We start from the raw sequence: 21,780 nt of genomic DNA, 5'->3' as shown, positions 1-21,780 counted from the left end.
AGTCGGGAAACCTTCGGCATCGGCATATGGTCAGTCATACGCCTAAGTCTTCACCCTCCATCAAACCGCGGGCAAGGCGGTCCTCGCCGGAGCGATACGTCTCAACTTCCCTCTTCAATTTAGAGCCTCTGCCAAGGCCTCCTCAAATATGTCAAGGCCCTGATTGAGAGTCTCGCTGTCAATCGTGAGTGCCGGCAAAAATTGTATGACCTCATCAGCCAAAGCGCATCATTTAATAAATAATCCCTTGGCGAAACGCGTTACGTGTGGTCGCTTCCGCGATTTCCGACCTCCGGCAAGCAAATCCTAGCGCCAACCCCCTCCCCCGAACAGAAGAACTGTCTCCCTGGTATGATGCAGTGGCATCGAGCCGGCGGCGCGCAAGTTTTCCCATGCGCTGTACTTCCTCCGAAAAGATGCGGTTGCGCCAATAAATATCTATGGCAGCCGTTGCAGCTGCAAACGCGAGGTCGCTTTCTGTATCGGCACGCTGTACAGACCACCTGTGGGCGATCTCATCTTTAATCAAGAGAGCATTGACAACTGCAGACTACAGCCACTGAGAGAATTCGACGTCACTATAATATCCGGCGACAAGCCTGCGAATTCGAAACTAAAAAATTGGCCTGTCCGGCCACAGCCCATTTCCCTATCGTCTAGTATCAGAAAGGCGCCAGTCCCTTTCGCCATTGTCTGGATAGACAGCAACCACTCTTTGCGAGCGATGTTCATGCCCCTTTTTCTCTGTACAGCTTCGACCAGAATGGCCGCCGGAAGATCAATGCCGATGTACTGATCAAGCAGCACCTTTTGCAAATAGTCGGTTGTGCTACCGACGCGTCCAAGATAGTCGTCGTACGGGGCAAGAGTAAGTCCGCGTAGGGACACGTCAACGGCATTACGGCGAAGCCTGCCACCGCCCAGAGCGATGGATCCCGGACCCACGCTGCTCTGTCCACAGGTGAAGAAAACGATCTCCTGACGTCCTGTGGCTTTGCGTGAGAGCTCTAGAGCTGCGTCAATGGCATTGGCATCACTTGGTCCAGTGAACTCGAAATGATATGGCAGCAAACCCCCTTCGCGAAGCACGACAGGAATGTATCCACAAACTTTAGTTCGGCGGAAGTAGCCATGTTGAACCCGTTGACCACTGCATCTGACGTTAGATACTGGAGAATAGCATCCCTGAATTGATGGTTGTTGTGGCCATAGTTTAGCGACCCGCCTTCTGAGTAAAAGTCGATAATCCTCCGGCCATCCACCGTCAAAGCAATGGAACCGGCGCTCGACTGAAATTGGCCGGAGAGGTCGTATCAAGGTGGCTGTTCAATTCTAGCGACTTCAAGTCTCGCATTTCATCCCGCTCGCTACCTAGCCTTCGTGCACTGCGATCCTACAACAGCGATCAACCCGGCTCACTCGGCACGACAGCATATGTTCCCAAACTAATTCGCCCATTTACCGCAGACCACTTGCGTCCCGTTCTTGGATGACGACGGTAAATTGTTTGCAGCGGAGTAGATGAGGCCGCATCCTAGGATCCACTGACCCTTGGCTTGATCCTCCCCCGGACCGATACGGAGGTGTTTCACGTCTTCCCGCGGCATCCCTCTAGTTCTTCAATCGATCATCCTCCGACAGATCATCTAACCAGCAAGCGGTCTCGACGTATTGCCTCGAAAAGACCTTTCCAATTTTGTCAGGGATCTTGTTTTGATGATATCGCATATATATTCGTCCATCATCACCAAGATCAAGAATCTCGATCTTCCCGGTGTAATGCGACATGATATATTTGAAGGTCTTTTCTATGCCCGCCAGACGTTGATTGACGCCGTTCGCGATCTCTATTCCGCGACGAAGCGGGACCCGAAAATGGGACGCACCCTTCACCGGCCTTGCTTGAAAGAGATAGTAGGGGCGGACGCCGATTTGGTGGCACTTTGCAAAAGTATCTGCCAAGATCTCCGGATTGTCATTTACGTCTGCAAGAAGCACAGATTGATTGAGGAACTGAACTCCTTGTGCACGCAAGGATCGGATACTTCGCTCAGCATCGACCGAGATCTCACCGATGTGATCGAAGTGCGTGACAACCACCGCGGTCTTCCCGGCATCGCGTATTCGTTGGAAGAGAGCAGGTAGAGCGGGATCCTCGAAGCGCTTTGGCTCAAAGGCGAACAGTTTCGTGCCGATTCGAATGGAAGCTAGATGCGGAATCGAGAGCAGATGAGCAAGAATCTCGTCGAGCTTTGCCGTACTAAGAACAAACGGGTCGCCTCCCGACAGCAGCACGTTTGTCATCTCAGGATGGCAGCTGATGTACTGACCAACTTGCGCCACATCTAGTACGATCTCGCCTGATTCTCGGCCAACAAGTCGCTTGCGGAAGCAAAAACGACAGTATGAGGCACAACGGTTGGTCACCAGCAGCAATCCGGTCTGTGCGTACTTGTGCTGAAGTCCACGCACCACGGTGTTGTCATGCTCGCCACTCGTGTCCAGAACGCCCGGACTATCGAGCTCCTTCACTGAGGGCTCCACAATACGTTCTAGCTGCTCGTAGTAACCACTGTTGGCGATCTGCTGGCGGTAGAATTTTGTGACATGATGACGTGTGATGCTACGGGCTTGCAGCTCCGTCTCCTCAACCCTGCGATCGCCTTCTATAAATCTCATGACCACAGTGCGGCGGCATGGCTCTGATTGGGCGGATGACAACGGAGGCGAGAGATCTCCAGCGGCCGTCAATTCGCCTGGTGCGTTGCCCGCGTCAGCTATTTGAGTGAACGGAGAGTGTTTCATTTGAACTCCTTCGGAACGGAGCGAGATCGTCCCGCAATGACGTAATTCCTCAGCCTCCCCAGCAATCTGCGTGCCAATAAGACTTGGCCTCCATCAGAGGTAACACAGCGGTCTCGAAGCGCCTCCCAGGCTGTCGAGTAAACGGTTGTCGCCGGTTGGTCGGGCTTCAAACAGGATGTCCTCAATTGAACATAACTCCGATGAGCCACTCGCTTCTACCATCGACCGCTTGACAAGTCAGGCCGATCCCACCGATCAGAGGCGACGGCCCGAACGTTCGAGGATTACAAGAAGGAGAGCTTCCTTGACCTTGCCCCCAAATTTTATCCAGTCCTGAGTTCGCCCTGGCGGGTGGATTTGCCCGGTTGGGCGGCGGTAGCGACGGGAGCTGGCGCGGAGCCCTCGACATAGCGCAGCGCCAGATCCCGTCGCGGGTGGCATGTGATGGCAAACTCGGAGGGCGTCTTCCATCCGAGCTGCGAGTGTGGTCGCGCATCGTTGTAGTCGGTCCGCCAACATCCGAGCGCGATGCGGGCCTGGGCCAGCGACGTGAACAGCGTCTCATTCAACAGTTCATCCCGCAGCCGACCGTTGAAGCTCTCGATGAAGGCATTCTGCATGCGCTTACCCGGCGCGATGTAGTGCCGTGCGACGCGGCTCTGATCGGCCCAGGTCAGGATAGCGTTGCTGGTGAGTTCGCTGCCGTTGTCGCTGACCACCATTTTCGGCTTGCTGCGCTCAATCAGTAGCCGGTCCAGTTCCCGCGCCACCCGCGCGCCGGAGAGCGAGGTGTCGGCCACCAGTGCCAGACACTCGCGGGTGCAGTCGTCGACCACGGTCAGGATGCGGAAGCGGCGGCCATCGGTGAGCTGGTCCGATACGAAGTCAAGCGACCAGCGATCGTTGGGGGCCATCGGCACCATCATCGGCGCCCTGGTCGCAGTTGCTCGCTTGCGGCCGCCACGGCGCCGCACTGCGAGCTTCTCTTCCCGGTAGAGCCGGAAGAATTTCTTGTGGTTGACCAGATAGCCCTCTCGCTTGAGCAGAACATGCAGGCGCCGATAGCCGAAGCGACGGCGCACCTCGGCAATCGCTCTCATGCGTTGGCGTAGGGCCGCGTCGTCCGCCCGGGTCGTCCGATATCTGATGGTCATGCGGCAACAGCCGATGGCTTTACACGCCCGCCGTTCGCTCATCCCGTGGGCGTCCACGAGATGGGCGACAGCTTTCCGCTTCCCCGCGGGCGTCACCACTTCTTTCCCAGGAGGTCCTTTAACGCCGCATTGTCCAGCATGGCGTCGGCCAAAAGCCGCTTCAGCCGCGTGTTCTCATCCTCCAGCGTCTTCAGCCGCTTGGCCTCTGAGACCTCCATCCCGCCAAATTTGGCTTTCCATTTGTAGATACTGGCGTCACTGCCACCGTGCTTCCGGCACAGATCGGCAACTGAAATGCCAGCCTCGTGCTCCTTCAAAATCCCGATGATCTGCTCTTCCGAAAAACGGCTGCGCTTCATGCTCCGGTCCTCGCGTGGGGCCAGAACGAACTTCAAACTGGATTAAGCCCGTGGGGCAAGGTCATCCTCGCTGCGACAGAGCTTAGAGCGTAAGGAGGAGGCCGTACTCGTCACATGAGACCGGTGACCGCGAACGGATAGCTGATCGGATCGAAATAGAAGCTGCCTAGAGCGTGCGCTTCTCCGCGGAGAACGAGCCGCCTAACTGTGCGCGATTTCTGAGCTCAGGCAAAAAGGAGGCATTCGAACAGGCGCAATCGGTCTGCAGACATTGGATGGGGAACCATGACAGCACTATTCCCACCACATCTGAAGCGATATGAAAATGACTCCGCTCTGTCTTGCCGGACCACCCTCTTTGAAGATGTGCGTAGTTTGCTCGCTGCCTCTACTGTACGGCTGCAGCCGACAGAGTCAATCAGCGCTCCCACCCGTTACTGGCGATCTTCCAAGTCAAGTTCGCACGCCAATAACTGCAACGAAGATGTAATTGCAGAATTGGGCTTCGATCCGATCACGCGCTGCTCGACGTTCAATATTGTGACGTGAAAGCCAGGCAACGCCAGTGTTTATCGGACATGTTCGTATGTTCCGACGGCCGCCGAACGCGCTCGGACGCGCGAACTCCCTCTGTTGGTAGGTGCGCGCATCTGTACGCCTTGCTAAATGTTCGGATACCAATCCATTAAGTCCGTCCGGCATGCTACGACGCGCAGCATGCGGTCACCAAAGAGCCCGACGCCGTCATGGCCACAATCATAGATTAAAAGACATCGTTTTACGGAGCATGATGGATTGAGGTTTCTATCCACGTAGGTAATCAGACGGCAGTGATGCAGCTGACGCTCTAGGTTGATTTCTATGACACTCTCATAACGGACATCACAGGATGAAATACCGTTTCCATCGACTTCTATGCCATCTCCAACGGAAGCCGCGCACTCCTCGTTCTCGCGGCCGCGGTAGAGCAGCGATATGATGGAGATGATTTCAAGAACTCCAGGGGACGGCAGGATTGCCAGCTCCCAATCTGTCGCGAAGCCATGCGGGGTGGCAACCTGCCCCCCTCACTTCGGCGAGCTGCTCCAGGGGGCTTTCGCCATCGAGAAAGGGGTGGACCGCCGCACGGTGCGCGCGCTCGTTTCAGTTCACATGCCGCACGTCGATGGGTCGGAAGCCCGTGCGACGTTGGAGCCGAGCCGCATCGGGAAGTTTGTGCCGCAAGTCGGCCGCACCGGCATCCAAATGACACCAAGTCACTTCTACAAATGTGAGCTCGCCGCTCGACTTGCCCTCGATGCTTTTGGATTGAGGAATATGGCAGCCACTCTTGAGGTCATGACTTTTGTTCCGGAAGGCGCCGGCATGGGCTCGTCGACGAGCGGCGTAGTGGCCTCTATCCGTGCGATCGCTAAGTGCGTCGCAGCCTATCGGGGATCACGGGTGGTTCTGGCGCCCCATCTTCAGGCGGAGCTTGCGGTGGCGGCTGAGCATGCGTGCGACTCGCTGATGTTCGACTGCACAAGCAGCACCATTCTTTTCGCTCACCGAATGGGAAAAGTTGTCCAACTATTTAACGGCCCTCTCCCACAAATGTACATTTTAGGGTTTGACACCGGCGCGGCCAATGGGGGCATTGCGACCGACCGCCTACCGCGAGCGCGCTACTCACGTGATCAGATCGCCGCCTTCGGCTGCGCATTGGCCGTCCTGGAGCGTGCGATCGCAGAGCAGAGCGTCGCACTCGCCGGTCGCGTGGCGACTTTCTCCGCGATACAGAGCAAGACCGCCCTGCAGAATCCGCTCAAGAAGCCGAAGTTTGACGAACTCCTCCGCATCAAGGAAGACACGGGATCGGCCGGTATTGTTGTTGCCCATAGCGGTACGGTCGCCGGCCTGATCTTCGACCCGCATTTAGCCGACCTTCGCAGCCGACTGGATGAGGCTAAATCCGCGATCGGTCGCCTTGGCTTCGATATCCTCCGCACTTTCTCGACTCCCTATTGAGGATAGACGATGGCGCACGCGCTCTCCGACATCATCGACGCCCATGCGCCTCTCAAGATCGTTTCACTGCGGCCAGAAAACCTGGCGGCGATCGATTTCAGGGTCATGAAGGTATTTCCTGCCTTCAACATCATCGAATCAGGCCTTCGCGACGGCTCAATCGATTCCAACACGACGATTGTCGAAACGTCGAGCGGAACAATGGCTCTCGGTCTCGCCATCGTTTGCATGCAGTTCTCGCTGAGGTTACACATCTTCGGCGACCGCGCCATCGAGCCCCCCCTCAAACGCACGATCGAGGAGTTAGGCGCTGAAGTTCACCTCGTCGAGGCGACAGCGTCCGACGCGAACGTCCAGCAGCTTCGTAAAAAGGCGCTCCTCGACTTTATGGATCGGACCGGAGCTATCTGGTCACGACAGTACGACAACCTCGGCAACCATCTTTCGTATGCGCGCCCAGCTGAGCAAGCGATAAGGCACTTCGGCAAGATCGACATTCTGGTCGCAACTGTAGGATCCGGAGGTTCATCCTGTGGCCTTGCCCGCTATTGTCGCGCATTCTTTCCCGAAATGAAACTCATCGGGATCGACACCTTCGGTAGCGTTTTGTTCGGCCAACCGGCGGGTCGGCGTGATTTGCGGGGGCTCGGCAACAGCATTCTACCAGGCAACTTGTTCCACGAAGCCTTTGATGAAATCCATTGGCTCGGCGCTAACGAAGCATATCAGGCTGCGCACCGGCTTCATCGCGAAACTTCGTTAAGGCGTGGGCCGACGAGCGGGGCGGCCTATCTCGTCGCTAAGTGGTACGCCGAGCGCTATACCAAAAGCAAGGTGCTCGCCGTCTTTCCAGACGACAGCAATCGCTATGAGCACAACGTTTACGATCCCACGTGGATGTCCGCCAACGGCTATCAGGCCGCACTCGCCGCGACCGAGCCTGTCCTTGTCCATCACCCGCTTCATGCTGATAGCGGCTGGTGCCGCTTCAACTGGAGCCGTCGCTCGTTGACCACGGTAACGGGTGATCAATCTTCCCCCAATTTAAGTATACACAAGTGACCAACTCAGCTGCGATCTTCATCGAATCCAACACGACGGGCTCGGGCGCCGACTTTATTCTGCGCGCACAAGAGCTTGGGCTTGTTCCGATCTTTGTTACGGCGTCACCCGAACGTTATTCCTTTCTGAGTCGCATTTCGGGCCTCGAGCTACGCACTTGCGACACGTCCTCAGAAACCGACGTTAGAGGTGTAATCGCAAGCGTCGCAACGAACATGCCGATTGCGCTGCTCACTACTTCCAGCGACTTCTACCTTTACACAGCAGCGCTGGAAGCCAGGCGGCTCGGGCTTAGCGGTCCGGATCCGAGTGCAATCGCGCTTTGTCAAGATAAGGATCGCCAGGCCGCCGCCCTGCGGATGGCAGGTATCGGCGTTCCCTATAGCGCGACAGTGCGAGCGGAGCGCGATATCGGCAACGCGATCACGCAAATCGGGTTACCTGCAGTAGCCAAGCCGATCAACGGGACCGGCAGCATCGGTGTCACCCTGGCGAACACCGAAACAGGCGCGAATGATGCTTTGCGCAAGTTACTCCGGACCACGAATGACGTGCGTGGCCGCCCTATCCAGCCAAGTGCTCTTCTTATGTCGTATGTCGCCGGCGAGGAGTATTCAGTCGAGATTCTCGATAGCAGGATTATCGGCGTAACGCGCAAACACCTTGGACCTTTGCCGCATTTCGTTGAAACTGGACATGATATACCAGCGCCGATCTCGTTCAGGTTGCGCGGGAAGATCGAAAATGAGGCGCTTCGTGCCATCCAAGTTCTCGGGCACGTGAAAGGACCAGCTCATGTCGAACTCCGGGTCGGCGAGGATTGTGTCACGGTAATCGAGGTCAATCCACGCCTTGCTGGCGGTTCGATCCCCACCCTTTTTCGTTACACAACGGGTTTTGACCCGGTGCTCGCGGTCCTCCGTAGCCTGCTCGGGATGTCCTCGCCCGCTTTTACCAGAGACGCACACGGCTCGATACGATTCATCGTTCCGGAGCGTGACGGCTTTTTCGCCCTTCCTCCGAATTGCGAGCAGCTCGTCGACCGCTTCGGAGTGACGGAGTTCGTACTGTACCAAACTCTCCCAATCCAGTTCAGGCGTCAAAACGATTTCCGCGACCGGATCGGTCACGTCATTGCAGTTGGCGACGACCCTGCTTCTGTTGCACGGCGCGCCGAAGCTGCCGTCGCTTTCATCCTTGGTGCATGAGGAGATATCCTTGCAGAGCACAGGCCGCATCAAATCGACTCTTCATCCTGAAGCCAGCGAGATCGTTTTTGACAGTGATCTACAGCGTGCAGCGAAGGACGAGCTACCCTTCTACGCCGATATCGATCGCGCCCAGGCCATAATGCTTGAGCGAGTAGGATTGATCGACCGCGTTCTCGCCCTAAAAGTGCTGACCGAGCTCGACAGACTGCAAGCTGAATCCTTTCAGAGCATTGCAGGTCGCCCCGCCCCCCGTGGCTCCTATCTCGCTTATGAGGATCATCTCCGTTCAGTAATTGGCAACGAAGCCAGCAATCTACATCTTGGCCGAAGCCGAAACGATATCAATGCGACCCTGTTGAAACTGAAGCTGAGAACGCCGTATCAAGAGTTGTCAGACGAACTACTAAGGCTTCTGCGACTGCTGTGCAGTCTGGCTCGCGAGCACCTTGAGACCGTCTTCCCGCTGCACACCCACCGTCAACCAGCATTGCCATCCACTTTTGCGCACCATCTGACGGCCTTCGCCAGCGTGCTCGCGCGCGATCTAGATGCGCTTGTGGCCGTGCATCCGATTCTCAACCTTTCCTGCCTCGGGGCCGGCGCCGGCGGCGGCACGACCTTGCCCATCCTCCCGGAGTTGACGGCCAGGCTGCTTGGCTTCTCGAGCCCGCCACTTAACTCGATTGACAGCGTGGCCTCTCGAGACCTGGTTCTTCGCGTCCTGGCAGCTTGCGCGATTCTAGGATCATCTCTAAGCCGCGTTGCCGAGACGTTGCTGCTGTGGGTCGGCGATCACGGATTAGCCACTCTGCCAGACGAACTAGTCGGATCTAGCTCTGCTATGCCACACAAGCGCAACCCCTTCCTTCTCGAGCAGGTCCAAGGAAAAGCAGGCGGGATCGTTGGCTGTTTCGTAGCCGCAGTCACGGCCATGCATAGCACGCCCTTCACGAACTGCGTCGCGGTCGGAACGGAGGCTACGCGCAATGTCTGGCCTGGGATCGACCATTCCATTGCGGCGGCGCGCCTCATCCGCCTGTGTCTCTCGGGCTTGATCATCGCCGAAGACGCAGCATCCGCAATGCTCGAAACCTCGTTCGTAAATGCCATGGAAACGGCGACCCACCTCGCTATCGACCATGGTCTCGATTTTCGAGCCGCTCACAATCGTGTCGGGCAACTAGTTACGATTGCTATCGAACGTGGCGCAACAAGTTTGTTGGCGATTGCGCAAGATAGCGAGATGCTTAATCCCGAAATTTCGCCGACTCCGAGGGCAATTGCTAGAGCAGCTCGAGCAGGGGGAGGCCCGGCCCCGAGGGCCGTTGCAGCAGCGCTCGACGAGCTCGAAAATGCCATCGACCGAAAAGCCGCCTTTTTTCGCGATCTCGATGCTGGTTGGGACCGCGCCCGAAAGGAACTTCGGTCTGCAATCGCGAGCCTCAATCAGCGCCCGCTTTAGCCGATCGACAGGAGAGAGGATTGAGACTTGCTGGCGCATTCATCTCCGATCCAACGACGGTCATTCTAATCGGAAGTGAGCTTTCTTGCCCGGTGAGGTCGACCCGTTGCCCAATCGTCCCTACCGTTCGCCTTGCTTCGCCGAGCGATGAATTTTGTACGACCCAAGCCCAGCCAATCGCCCCTAGACTGAGTGCCACCGAACAAGCATCGGAATGAGTTGTCGTCAAAACAACGCCTCGTGGCCGGCCGTTCCAAGCATCAACATTCCGCCTGATGCGCCGAATCGGTTCGCCAGTGACCCTGCTACAATCTTCCGCTCGGCTAGACATTGCAGGGACTGAGGGCGGCCGAATCCTTCGCCCGGGCGTCCGAAGGCCGATATACCAATGCGCAACGTCGATATAAGGAAAGAGCCTATGGCGCTCCTGAAGCTGACGCAGATCCTTGATCGACGAAAACTCTCTCATGGAGTAAACACCGTAGCAGACATATGCCACCACCGGATATTCGCAGCACAACCGCTCGACAGTGTCGATGTCGTTGTAGGTGATCGTTTTAACCGTGGTTCATCAGCCACTGCTTTTGACAGGCAAGCGAGAACTCCCTTCCGCCCGCCAATTCACCCGACGCTAGGATGAGCATCCCGCTCAGCTTAGCGAGCCCAATACTGGAAACGGCGATCACACGCGCGCACAACATCTCAGACAGCGTTTCTTCAAGTCTGCCAAAAAGGGGGAATTGAGTTGTGCTCTGGGCGCAGGACGACTGAAAAGATCGCTGCGCCTCGATGACATCGATCGCCCACTCCGACGATGACCGGATGTTGTCCGTCGACTGTTGCTCCTAGCAGAGAAGTGGCCCGTCGTAGAGCCTACGTGAATTGCCATGAGACTAGCCCTATCGGTTTCATCAGAGTACGGATCGACGATTCGACACGGTTGGGCCAGCTGCAATCTACCCGAAGATATTCACCGTTGCATCTCATGCTCCATTTTATCGAGCAAGGATATCAACGGTCCGCTCAGCTGTGCTCGCGCGACAGCGATCAAACTGAGATTGTGCAATTTCCGGGGAGCTCGGCGACACGGGCTCAAGCGAACTAACAATTGGCTACTCCCTTGAGTCGCTACCAAATCAAACGAGTCTTCGGAGCGTGGCGCGTTATTGTAGCGGCGCCGAGAGGGGCTAAGTCGATAACCATCCATTGGCGGCGAAGTTCGCAGTGGCTCTGCCGATAGGGCAGGCAAGTGGTTGCTATTGCCGGAGGACGATCGCACCTCGCTGAGAAGCGTTACGGGTAGAAGCCGCAGGAGGTAGTCCTGATAGGCCTTTGGTATCTGTGCCAATTGGGTGAAGAACGGTTCAGCGCCAGCGCCTCTCCTCTGCGTCGTAAGCACCAGCAAGCGGATCGGCTACGGCCATCAGCTCACGCTTGAGCACTTTGTTGCTAGACGTGGTTCTTGGAAGCGCCGGACTGAACGTTATGTACCGCGGCACCTTGAAGACGGCAAGGCGCGCCCGGGCGTGCTCGAGAATGCGCTTCACGGCCAAATCGTCTGGCGTGACACCTGGTCTCAGCTCGACGTAAATCTTGACCTCCTCACCCCGCTTCTCATCGCGAACTGGCACAGCAGCCACATCCGCAATCTCGGGAAGCTCACGAATGATCGACTCTACCTCGCGTGCCGCGATGTTCTCGCTCGAACGGCGGATCATGTCCTTCGTGCGCCCCACCAGCCAATGAAAACCTAGTTCATCGCAATGCATCAGATCACCGGTCTTGAACCATTCGCCTTCAAACAAGGCGACGTTTGCTTCCGGATTGTTCCAATAACCGCTGAACATTCCGCGCCCCCTCACCCACAGTTCGCCGATCTCACCAACGGGCGTGAGGCTGCCATCCTCGTTCATCAGTCGGAGCTCCCGAAAAGGTGCGCGAATCCCCACTGAACCCGAGTCGGCCAACTCGTCGAGTTCGTTCGCCATGCGGGTGCCGAAGCCGATCTCTGTCATCCCGTAAGCTTCCTGCGTGCGCACTCGAAACCGCTTTCGGAACCGGCGCACGGTATCAGGACCCCAGCCCCAATTCAGGATTTGCTTCAGGCATGTCACTCCGTCTTCATCGGTGGCCTCCGCCTGACGCGCCACCAGCTCTGGAAACTGGCACCACTCGATGCAGTGCTGCTTGAGCCAACCAACAAATCGAGTCGAACTGAGCCGCGGCGCCAGGTAGTGCGTACCACCCTGTCGATACGTCTGCAGAAGATGCCATGGCCCATCCACATAATAGAAGGGCTGCCCAGAGAGAAACCTCTGGTACTGCTGCTCGTCCCACGCGGCCGCCTGGTATGAGAACACACTCCAATAGTCGTGCGTCAACATGCAACCTTTCGGAAACCCTGTCGTGCCTGAAGTATACTGAATGTTCAACAGGTCGTGGGGACGGATATCCTCCTCCACCAAAGAGCTGTCGATGCCTTTGAGCAATGCATCGAGGGTGGTGGCTACCTTGCCGGCCGGCTGTCCAACGACAATTGCTCGTTCCTTGGTGAGATATGCCGGCCAAGGCGTCATGGCTGAGAATACTGACCATGCGGATTCGTCTACGATCGCGAACTTGGCCTGTGCATCGCTCAAGATGAATTCTATCTCTCTCGGCGTGTAGCGCATGTTTATCGAGACCATGACCGCACCGAGTTTTGCAATTGCAAACCATAGGATCGGGAATTCAAGGCGATTCGACAGCATCACTCCAATGCGATCGCCCTTTCGTATGCCGAATACGCGGAGCACGCATGCATACTTGTTGGACAATTCGTCCATTTCGGAGTAGGTCGCGCGTTCACCGCGCTCGAAAACGTCGATTGCTGTCGTTGATCCGTGCGTTATTGCTCTCCTTGAAACAAGTTGACCGACCGTCATCGTCTCATAAGCGGATTCGAGTGCCTCGATCTTGCCCATCAAATTCTCGACGCGCTCTCGCAACTGTTTGTGTTTCAGTATTGTGCTGGGCATCATTGGACCTTTGAGTTCAGTTCGACAAAGCAACGCTACCCAACGGACGCGACCTATCCGTTGGCCTGCTGATCGCCGGAGCCAGCACCATAGCGAACTAGGCGACCTAAAATTTGAAGGTACGTCATTATAACGAATTGAGACACTATCAACCCTGGTAACGAGTGGGACTCCATTTTGATAGACCGGACTTGGCACAAAGGGCACAGCTAACGGGGTGTCTGGCCAGAGGCGACCAGCCAAACTCGAACGTCCTTAGGGCACGTCGGGCCCTCGCGTTGTCGCCATGCCCTCTATCGAGGGGCAGCAGGCGCGGCTTCCGGCTGAGTAGCGCTCACAATGTGCGTGAGAGGCGCAGGCCTTCGGTCTTGCGGCAGACTGTCGCGCTCCAGCGTCAGGTTAGTACTACTGAGTCAACCGGTCGCAGTCATTTGCGACCGAGAATCAAACATTTGTAGAGATTCGATGTTTGGCACGCGGACGGCGCGATGAATCTCGATTAGCTGGGGGACAGCGAAACGCGCAGTTTGCGGAGCTTGGCAGTGCAATCGGTTACGCGGAGCGAACGAAACCGGTCCGTGACTATTGCACGGGATTGATCTTGCGGGTGAGCGCGAGAGCGTGGACTCGATGGCGGCCCGGCGTCTATTGGATCCCGATCTTTGAGCTCCTCGACGCTCGTGGGTTTGTGGTGTTCATTGTCAATGCGCGCGATGCCAAACATCGTGCCCGGTCGCAACACAGACGTCAATGATGCGCAGTGGGCTGCAGCGACTTCACGCTTTCGGTCTTCTGCGCGCAAGCTTTCGGCCGAAAGGTCATATAGCTGAGTTGCGTGTCTACCTGCGTCAGCGTGAGCGTCTGCTGGAGTATGGGGTCTCTCATATCCAACATATGCAGAAAGCTTTGACTGAGATGAACGTGCAACTCACCGATATTACCGGTTCGACCGGCTTGCGGATTATCCGCGCGATCCTTGCCGGCTAGCGCAATCCGGCAGTGCTGACGCGCATGCGTGATCGCGTTACCACGCGAGTATCAAGACGATTGAGAGAGGGTGTCAGGAAGGATGTGTAAGTAGGTTTCTGTGAGTTTACCTTTAAGGAGACTCACATGCCTGATTCGACAATCACCGCTGAACTGCTTGATCAACTGCTTGCCAATTACGAGAAGCCCGAGGACCTGACCGGAGAGAATGGGCTATTCAAACAGCTGAAGAAGGCCTTGATCGAACGGGCGCTGGGCGCCGAGCTGAGCTCGCATCTGGGTTACGAGAGGGCGACCCGGCCGGCCGTGGCACGGGCAACAGCCGCAACGGGGCACGCTCGAAGACGATGCTCACGGACGATGGCGAGATCGAGATTGCGGTGCCGCGCGACCGCGCCGGCAGCTTCGAGCCGCAGCTTATCGCCAAGGGGCAGACGCATTTTACCGGCTTCGACGACAAGATTTTGAGCCTGTATGCCCGCGGCATGACGGTGCGGGAGATCCAGGGCCACCTGGCCGAACTCTATGGCACCGAGGTCTCGCCCGACTTGATCAGCCGGGTCACCGACGCGGTCCTCGACCAGGTGCGGGAATGGCAAAACCGGCCGCTCGAGGCAGTCTATCCCGTGGTGTTCTTCGATGCGCTGCGGGTCAAAATCCGCGACGAAGGCCTAGTCAAGAACAAGGCCGTCTACGTGGCGCTGGCGCTCAATCCGGACGGCGAGAAGGACGTGCTCGGGCTCTGGATCGAGCAGACCGAAGGCGCCAAGTTCTGGCTCAAGGTCGTCAACGAACTCAAGGCGCGGGGCGTCAACGATATCCTGATCGCCGTGGTCGACGGGCTCAAAGGCTTTCCCGAGGCGATCACCTCGGTGTTTCCGCAGACCATCGTGCAAACCTGCATCGTGCACCTGATCCGCAACAGCCTGGCGTTCGTGTCCTGGAAGGATCGCAAGGCGATCCTGCCGGCGATCAAGGCGATTTACCACGCCGAGAACGCCGACACGGCGCGCGTCCGGCTCGAGGAGTTCGAGGCCGAATGGGGCAAGCGCTATCCGGCGATCGACGCCGCCTGGCGCAGAGCCTGGGACTACGTCGTGCCGTTCTTCGCCTTTGCGCCGGGCATTCGCAAGATGATCTACACCACCAACGCGGTAGAGGCGCTGCACCGCTCATTGCGCAAGATCATCAAAACCCGCGGCAGTTTCCCCAACGATGATGCGGCGCTGAAACTGCTCTATCTCGCAATCAAGAATGCCGGCCTGCGCTGCGGCGCGCCGTCGAATGGACCGCCGCGATGAGCCAGTTCGCCATCCAGTTCGGCGACCGTTTTCCAGGAACAACGCGATGACAAACCGCATCACGGCAGCGTTCATGATCGCTTGGTCCGCACCGTCGCCGTCAAGTCCCGCGCCTGCGGCGCGCCGCTGCGCGGCTTCGGGACTTGACCGCTCGGCACGGCCAAGCAAATTTGCCCGCCATGCCGCCGATGCCTCGTTCTTGATGCTTGGAGACCAACTTCACCCGTCACAGAAATCCCTTACACAAAACTCCTGACACTCCCCGATTGAGAAAGCGCACGCCGGTAGCCACCGCGTTGAGCACCTGTTCGCTCTCGAACAGGCCCTCCCTCTCTACGACACGTACTAACAGAAGGCATTTGCCTGCCAGGTTCGGATCGAGGCCGTATTGAAGGAACTGAGCGTCCGTCGCGGTCGCAAAGGAGGTAAATTACCTGCGGTCCGTCAGAACAGATCCCCGCAACAGAATTCATTGCTTTTTGATGTTCGCGCAGCGCTCTTCGCGCTCCCGGGCAAGGATCTTACCCAGATAAATGGCTTCGGCCCCTACCTCGCGCTTAAGCTCATCGCTCAGTGCGGCGACGACCTCTCCGCTTGGCCGAGCGCAAAACACGTTACGTCCTGGCTCTGCTTGGCGCCGAGCAACAAGATCCCCGGTGGCAAAGTGCTCTCTGCGCGCACGCGCCGCTCGGGGAATCGGGCTGCGGCGCTGCTGCGGCTTGCTGCGGCAACCGTGGAACGAACCGATACAGCTAGGCGCCTTCTACAGACGGCTCTCGGCACGCATTGGCAAGGCCTAATCCGTGACCGCTACGGCGCGAAAGATCGCAGTGCTATTCTACAATGCGGTGCAACACGGGATGGACTATGTAGATCCGGCGCGTTCTACTACGAACCCCGATACCGCGATCATCAACAATCTGCATCGGCGAGCCAAGGCCTTCGGCTGTGAACTCCAGCCCATAGACCATCAGCGCTCCCTGCGTGGTCGACGGGCCGATTAACGGCGAAAGCTTCCTGGACTATCTCGAACAGGTGTTGGTGCCATCCCTCAGACCCGGCGACATTGTCCTCATCGACAATCTTGGCAGCCACAAGGGAAAGACCCTGCGGCGCGCCATCCGCCCCGCCGGCGCAAAGCTGTTCTTCCAGCCGCCCTACAGCCCCGACCTCAATCCGATCGAGCAAGTCTTCTCCAAGCTCAAGACCCTGCCCCGAAAGGCAGCCGAGCGAACTGTAGAGGCAACCTGGAAGCGCATCGGCGTCTTGCTGGATTGCTTCACGCCGTAGGAATGCGCCAACTACCTCGTCAACGCCGGATACGCTTCAACATGACGCAATCGCGCTCTAGCAACTCCGATGGCTATTCAGCCTGAGCACTTGCACGCTGGCGCCGCGCCCGACGCGGTAATGAGCTACGGGACACGGTCGCGCAGGCCCTGTTCCCAGCGCGAGAGAGTCTCACCCGCACCGTAATCCAGAGAGCGCAATCCATTCAGCACGGCGACGATACCCTCGTCGAGTTTCTGTTCGAACTCGGAAATCGTTAGGTTCTCGGTCAATGCCCGCGCGTTTGACTGCTCGGTGAGTTTGTGCAGGAAAGCATCAGTGTACTCAGGCACCTCTTCGAGCTTCGAACATGACTTCTGCCCAGGCCCCCATTTCTCTAAGAAGCTACGGAAGCTAGTTTGCCCACTGCCGACGAAGTAAGTCAGAAAGGGTCCAAAAATCGGCTGACGCAGTCCGAATGAGTATCGGACCGCGTCATCAATCTCCTGTACGGTGGCCAGATCATCATGTACCAGCCACAGCGCCTCACGCCACACCGCCGTCTGCAGCCGGTTCGCAATGAAACCTTCCACCTCTTTGCGCACGAAAAGCGGGTGCATCCCCACCACCCGGTAGATCTCGGCCGCCTGCGCCACGGCCTCTGGCGCGGTGTGCTGTCCTGCGCACAATTCAATGAGGGGCACCAAGTACACCGGGTTGAACGGATGCGCGACGAGCACGCGCTCCGGGTTCTCCGTCTTCGCCTGCAGCAGCGACGGACGAAAACCTGACGTTGAGGAGCAGATTAACGTGCCAGGGGCCGCCGCCCTGCTGGCTTCCGCGAGTAGCTGCTGCTTGACTTCCAGGCACTCCGGGGCAGACTCCTGCACCAGCTCCACTTCCTGGACCGCGTCTGCTATCGATTTCACCACTGACAGCGATCCCTCGGATGGCAGCGGTACCCCCGTTAATCGCCGGCATGCCCGCCGCGCCTTTGCTAACCGCTCCTGTACGCGCTCGACCGCACCAGTAGACCGACCATATACCCGCACGTCTACTCCGTTGAGGATGAAGCGTGCAGCCCACCCACTGCCGATTACCCCAGTCCCCAGCAGTCCGACTGCCCGCGGTAGCCTATTGGACACTAACATAGAACTTTCAGCCATGAACTTTAGCCTCTCAGAGATGAAAATGGAGTTTGACCTTCTCGCGCACCTCCTTCGAGCTCTTCACCCACTCCGAAGCCCTCGATACGCTGCGGCAGCTGGGCCTTGATCCTCCCGCTGCGCGAACGGTAGGCATTGTTAGCCGACCGAGCGAGCTCACCGTCGTGCCAGCTACCTATCGAACTAAATCGGCGAGGCCACTCCACCAAGTAGGAGCTCGCCGACCATGAGCCCGGCAAGATTGAACACCGAATTTTAGATCCGACTGCTGGATGTGCTGGACCCATTCTTGACCAACTGACTATTTCGCGAGCCCCGCCGGGTTCCGAAATCGCGCATTTTAATGTGAACCGCAGCCGCTACTGCTTTGATGGCATACGGCTCGATCTGATCCGCACTCCCGCCACCCTGTGATTGCGAAAGCGATGAACACCTCGGATTCATTTGCTTCCTCCCTCCGCGCTCCAAGCTAGACTTGCGTCGAGGAAAGCGGGATGACGATATCTGCATGAAGTTCACGGCCTTCGATTTCCTAGCGTAAACAGCACCTGACATTGATAATCGAGCGCTCTCTCAGGGAACTCCTGTCGACAGGCGGCAGGGTAGTCCCTAGTCCAGCAATCCGCGTGCCACTCGAAGCAAGGTAGTCTCGATCAGCCCCTCCTTCGCTAGTCTTACAAGCGGCGCGAAAAGGAAGAGAAGCCACTAATGCTTAATGTCCTGAGTCACAGTTTCGTAACAGTAGATGCGCGGCCCATTTGCCAAAGTTGGAGGCACACAGGGACGGAGCCTTATAACGACCTAGCAATTTGCGCCCTGACATTGGCAATTCTGACATTGGCAATGATGAGCGTGACGAAGTGACGTCGCTGACGGTGCGGCCAGCCGGAATAGGTGCTGGGCGCAACTGTTCCATTTTCCGATTTACCGCTCCGGCATGAAGGCAATCCGAAAAGCGGCGATAGCCACGAGGTGCAACAGTAAATACACTGAGGAAACGGTTCCAAACTCGTGGCATCTTGGGCACCGTGCTCGTCGTCATAATGGGCGCTGTCTATCAAACGAAGCAGCCTTTCCAACTAAGCATACACTCCCCAAGACCGGGGTTCATTTCATCTGCTGCTAGACCCGAATTACGAGGCCGAGTTATTGTCGCATTTATCACTGCCTTTGGTCATTGAGCCGCGCCTACACGCCATTCAAACGCCCTGTTGTCGTATTCAGCCGCGTCGACTTAAGGACGTGTGGTTCAGAGCCTGACACGAACGTGTAAGATTCCCCCGATAGAGCATCGAAGCACACAAATTTGAGCCTCTTCAAGCGGGGCTCGTACTCTTTTTTTGGCATGCGGATTGCTGGTAACGTGGGGACTCTTATCACGAAGACACCGTAGCTCTCCGTGATGCTCTTACATACCCTGGACGAGAAGGGCGCCTTCATCCATGTGCCCGACGTTTGCCCTCTTAACCCGCGAGATGCTTCAATGACGCACCATACGAAATCGACACCGAGCGAGCTGCAGGAGCGCGTGACAAAATGCTTGTACAGGCTTGAGTCGCTTGAAGCCGCGTATGAATCCATCACCGTCGGACAGCTGGTTTCGATGCGGGCGCGAACACACGGTTCGATCACAGCGATCGACTTCTTCCAACGCGGTGAGCGAGCGACCTACGCCGAAATGGACCGTAGGTCAAACATCCATGCACAGGCGCTACGCGCATTTGGAGTGCGAAAGGGGGACCGCGTCGGCGTGATGCTGCCAAATCGCATCGAATTCCCGATCTTGTGGTTCGCGTTCGCAAAGCTCGGTGCCGTGATTGTCCCGATCAGCATCCATTACACGGCGAGAGAGATCGAATATGTTCTCAACGATACCCAGGTGCAATGCGCCATCGTCGACGAGTCCGCGTGGCCGGCATTTTCCGCGATGGACCCTTGGCCGCGTGACCTCACTAGGGAGCGTGTCCTCCTCGTTGGGCAGCCCGCCTCCCCGGCGGCTACTACCCTAGATCAGTTGGTTAAAGGCATTGGGGATAAGCCGGTGGACGAGGAGGTTCTCCCTCACGACCTGCTGAACATCCAATACACCTCAGGCACGACTGGCTTCCCGAAGGGCTGCATGTTGACGCACGATTATTGGGGCGTGAGCTCGTATGCTTGTGCCTACTTGGACTATCAGCCGTACCAGAGATATCTGTGCTGGTCGCACTTCTTCTATACTTTGGCGCCATGGTACACTCTCAAGTCATATCGACAAGGCGGCACGCTGTATGTAGCGTCCGACAACACGCTCTATGTGTCGCCGGAAAAGAGCTCGTCGCGATTGTTCAATTGGATCAAGGCGTACTGCATCGAGTGGTGCACGATGCCCATGCTGATAGCAGAAACAGCCGCTGACGTACCGAGGTGCCTGAAGCAGGTCTCGCAGTACGACAGCTGGAGTGGTGAAACGATACGCCGATTCCGTGACCAGTTTGGTGTGGGCGGCGTTCCTGCCTACGGGATGACAGAAATTGGATACGGTACGCAACTATCTAAAGACCTGGAGGATATGTACGATTCCGGCTCGGTAGGGATCCGCTCCCCATTTCGGGAGCTGCGGTTGATGAACGAAGATGGCTCACCCACGCCGGTCGGCGATGTCGGCGAGTTATGGGTAAAGGGCCGAGGGATCATGAAAGGCTACTGGAATCGGCCAAAACTGGAGTACTTCGAGGGGGAGTGGTTCAAGACGGGTGATCTGTTACGCCGCGACGAACTCGGCTTTCATTGGGTGGTAGGACGTAAGAAGGATATGATCCGTCGTTGGAGCCAAAACATCTCCGCCAGCGAGGTGGAAACCGTCATCCGCGAGATTCCTGAGATCGCAGATGTCGCGGCGGTGCCCGTTCCCGATGATATGCGCGGCGAGGAGGTCAAGGTCTACCTCGAGCTCAAGGAAGGTTTCGAGCCGACCGATCTGTCGGTGGAACGCGTTCTCGAGCACGCTCGCGCGCGCCTCGCCGCATTCAAGGTGCCGCGGTACATTGCCTTTACTTCGGCACTTCCTAGAACGGCGTCCAGTAATAAAGTGCTCAAGCGTGAGCTGGTGGCCGTCAGTGATCCGCTTTCGGGCGCCTACGACGGTGAGGAGAAGCGCTGGCGGTGAAGCCAAATGCTTTCGGTCAGTTCGCCTATAGCTTTGCCATTACCATTTCTGGGTGATTGAGGATTCCCGCCGCCTGCCCCATCTTCTCGCCCTAGGCGCAAGTGGGCGGGCATCGCGATCAGCCGATCTATGGCGTCCAATTTCCTCCGGGATCGATACTTGCCCAGCAAGGAAATGTCCTGCTCGCGAACGTCTTGCGGCTCGCAGAGGCTTTCGAAAGTCGGACACCATGCCACAGGCCAACTCGCGCGAGCAAGTCGTGAGTTGCTAAGCGTTGATCGCTAGAACCAGCAACTACGCCATGCCGAGTTGAATAGTTCCGATCCGGAATTCGCCTGATGGAGGGAGATGCGGATTGGCGGTAACGCGGCTCGGGACGCGTCGCCAACTTGGGACGCGACGGGTCGTGGTCGAGTAGCTCAGCCATTTGGCTTTCGCCCTCACAGATCCGGGCGGGCGGATTTCCCGCACCCGGCTCTTCCCGAGGGTAACCCGCGTCATATCCGCGCCTGCGCCCAAGTGCGAGTGATGCGTGGAACGGGCAGACGGAAGCGTGCCGTCAATCTCGAACTCCGACCAACCCATGCGCCGACTTTTCTGGCTGCGCCGTCTCAGACAGCGTATCCACGTCCGACGCACGTCGCGGTAGAAGCCGTTGAGCGCTGGATAATTGTGCGGCCTGCCGTAGTTGTCAATCGGCGTTCGACTGGGACCCCCTATCGGCATCCAAAAGGGGCTCTGACTCATATGTGGAACGGCCCGGGCTGCAAGGTCTTTCTCTGATTGAACAAGGAATGGCGGTGCGGTCATATGTTCGGCCTGTGAACGCGGC

11 protein-coding genes and 3 pseudogenes are annotated in these 21,780 nt (G+C 57.4%); 9 read left to right on the top strand and 5 right to left on the bottom strand.

All coding sequences use genetic code 11. The features are described 5' to 3' along the window. Positions 1-525: 525 nt before the first annotated feature. From IVB01_RS19425 to IVB01_RS19415, 3 genes are all read right to left on the bottom strand, one after another. The gene (locus IVB01_RS19425; protein ID WP_247494758.1) at positions 526-1,089 is read right to left on the bottom strand and encodes an aminotransferase class III-fold pyridoxal phosphate-dependent enzyme; all 564 of its coding nucleotides are present in this window, start codon (positions 1,087-1,089) and stop codon (positions 526-528) included. Positions 1,090-1,611: 522 nt separating this feature from the next. Then, entirely contained in the window at positions 1,612-2,679 is a 1,068-nt protein-coding gene (locus tag IVB01_RS19420) for a lysine 2,3-aminomutase (protein ID WP_247494761.1), read from the bottom strand. Between the two features lie 449 nt (positions 2,680-3,128). Then, a protein-coding gene (locus tag IVB01_RS19415; protein WP_247494757.1) for an IS3 family transposase occupies positions 3,129-4,318 on the bottom strand; the annotation gives its coding sequence in 2 pieces (ribosomal slippage) (positions 3,129-4,069 and positions 4,069-4,318; 1,191 coding nt in all). A 975-nt stretch (positions 4,319-5,293) separates the two neighbouring features. Here IVB01_RS19415 and IVB01_RS19410 point away from each other — a divergent pair. Genes IVB01_RS19410 through IVB01_RS19395 form a run of 4 tightly spaced genes read left to right on the top strand, consistent with a single transcriptional unit; the run spans position 5,294 to position 10,060 of the window. Then, positions 5,294-6,325: a hypothetical protein gene (locus tag IVB01_RS19410; protein ID WP_247494756.1), complete on the top strand. Its 1,032-nt coding sequence runs from the start codon at positions 5,294-5,296 to the stop codon at positions 6,323-6,325. A 9-nt stretch (positions 6,326-6,334) separates the two neighbouring features. Next, positions 6,335-7,387: a pyridoxal-phosphate dependent enzyme gene (locus IVB01_RS19405; protein ID WP_247494755.1), complete on the top strand. Its 1,053-nt coding sequence runs from the start codon at positions 6,335-6,337 to the stop codon at positions 7,385-7,387. Further along, on the top strand, positions 7,384-8,595 hold the full coding sequence (locus IVB01_RS19400) for an ATP-grasp domain-containing protein (protein ID WP_247494754.1): 1,212 nt from the start codon (positions 7,384-7,386) through the stop codon (positions 8,593-8,595). The genes IVB01_RS19405 and IVB01_RS19400 overlap by 4 nt, the downstream gene beginning before the upstream one ends. Next, on the top strand, positions 8,528-10,060 hold the full coding sequence (locus IVB01_RS19395; RefSeq protein ID WP_247494753.1) for a lyase family protein: 1,533 nt from the start codon (positions 8,528-8,530) through the stop codon (positions 10,058-10,060). The genes IVB01_RS19400 and IVB01_RS19395 overlap by 68 nt, the downstream gene beginning before the upstream one ends. Before the next feature lie 1,364 nt (positions 10,061-11,424). On the opposite strand, the gene IVB01_RS19390 is transcribed toward IVB01_RS19395, so the two are convergent. After that, positions 11,425-13,023: a class I adenylate-forming enzyme family protein gene (locus IVB01_RS19390; RefSeq protein WP_247494752.1), complete on the bottom strand. Its 1,599-nt coding sequence runs from the start codon at positions 13,021-13,023 to the stop codon at positions 11,425-11,427. 694 nt (positions 13,024-13,717) lie between these two features. Between IVB01_RS19390 and IVB01_RS19385 the strand changes: the two are divergent. The 4 genes and pseudogenes from IVB01_RS19385 to IVB01_RS19370 all read left to right on the top strand — a co-directional run. Next, positions 13,718-14,061: pseudogene (locus IVB01_RS19385) on the top strand (transposase); the annotation flags it as partial. Between the two features lie 129 nt (positions 14,062-14,190). Further along, positions 14,191-15,415: pseudogene (locus tag IVB01_RS19380) on the top strand (IS256 family transposase). Positions 15,416-15,753: 338 nt separating this feature from the next. Beyond that, complete coding sequence (locus IVB01_RS19375) at positions 15,754-16,317, top strand: transposase (protein WP_346659341.1); 564 nt, start codon at positions 15,754-15,756, stop codon at positions 16,315-16,317. Positions 16,318-16,334: 17 nt separating this feature from the next. Beyond that, positions 16,335-16,655: pseudogene (locus IVB01_RS19370) on the top strand (transposase); the annotation flags it as partial. Positions 16,656-16,780: 125 nt separating this feature from the next. Here the strand turns inward: IVB01_RS19370 and IVB01_RS19365 are convergent. After that, complete coding sequence (locus tag IVB01_RS19365) at positions 16,781-17,785, bottom strand: 3-hydroxyacyl-CoA dehydrogenase NAD-binding domain-containing protein (RefSeq protein WP_247494759.1); 1,005 nt, start codon at positions 17,783-17,785, stop codon at positions 16,781-16,783. A gap of 1,498 nt (positions 17,786-19,283) precedes the next feature. Here IVB01_RS19365 and IVB01_RS19360 point away from each other — a divergent pair. Then, entirely contained in the window at positions 19,284-20,948 is a 1,665-nt protein-coding gene (locus IVB01_RS19360) for a class I adenylate-forming enzyme family protein (RefSeq protein ID WP_247494751.1), read from the top strand. The last annotated feature ends 832 nt before the right edge of the window (positions 20,949-21,780 follow it).

The sequence above is a fragment of the Bradyrhizobium sp. 164 genome (assembly GCF_023073715.1).
Classification (GTDB): Bacteria; Pseudomonadota; Alphaproteobacteria; order Rhizobiales; family Xanthobacteraceae; genus Bradyrhizobium.
The sequence above is the reverse complement of the archived record's forward strand: the minus strand, read 5'-3'. Positions and strand labels throughout refer to the sequence as shown.

What these genes read in the sequence shown, in the direction of transcription:
- IVB01_RS19420 (WP_247494761.1), bottom strand. Translation starts at nt 2,679, where the DNA reads ATGAGATTTATAGAAGGCGATCGCAGGGTTGAGGAGACGGAGCTGCAA.
- IVB01_RS19410 (WP_247494756.1), top strand. Translation starts at nt 5,294, where the DNA reads ATGATGGAGATGATTTCAAGAACTCCAGGGGACGGCAGGATTGCCAGC.
- IVB01_RS19405 (WP_247494755.1), top strand. Translation starts at nt 6,335, where the DNA reads ATGGCGCACGCGCTCTCCGACATCATCGACGCCCATGCGCCTCTCAAG.
- IVB01_RS19390 (WP_247494752.1), bottom strand. Translation starts at nt 13,023, where the DNA reads ATGGGCAAGATCGAGGCACTCGAATCCGCTTATGAGACGATGACGGTC.
- IVB01_RS19365 (WP_247494759.1), bottom strand. Translation starts at nt 17,785, where the DNA reads ATGTTAGTGTCCAATAGGCTACCGCGGGCAGTCGGACTGCTGGGGACT.
- IVB01_RS19360 (WP_247494751.1), top strand. Translation starts at nt 19,284, where the DNA reads ATGACGCACCATACGAAATCGACACCGAGCGAGCTGCAGGAGCGCGTG.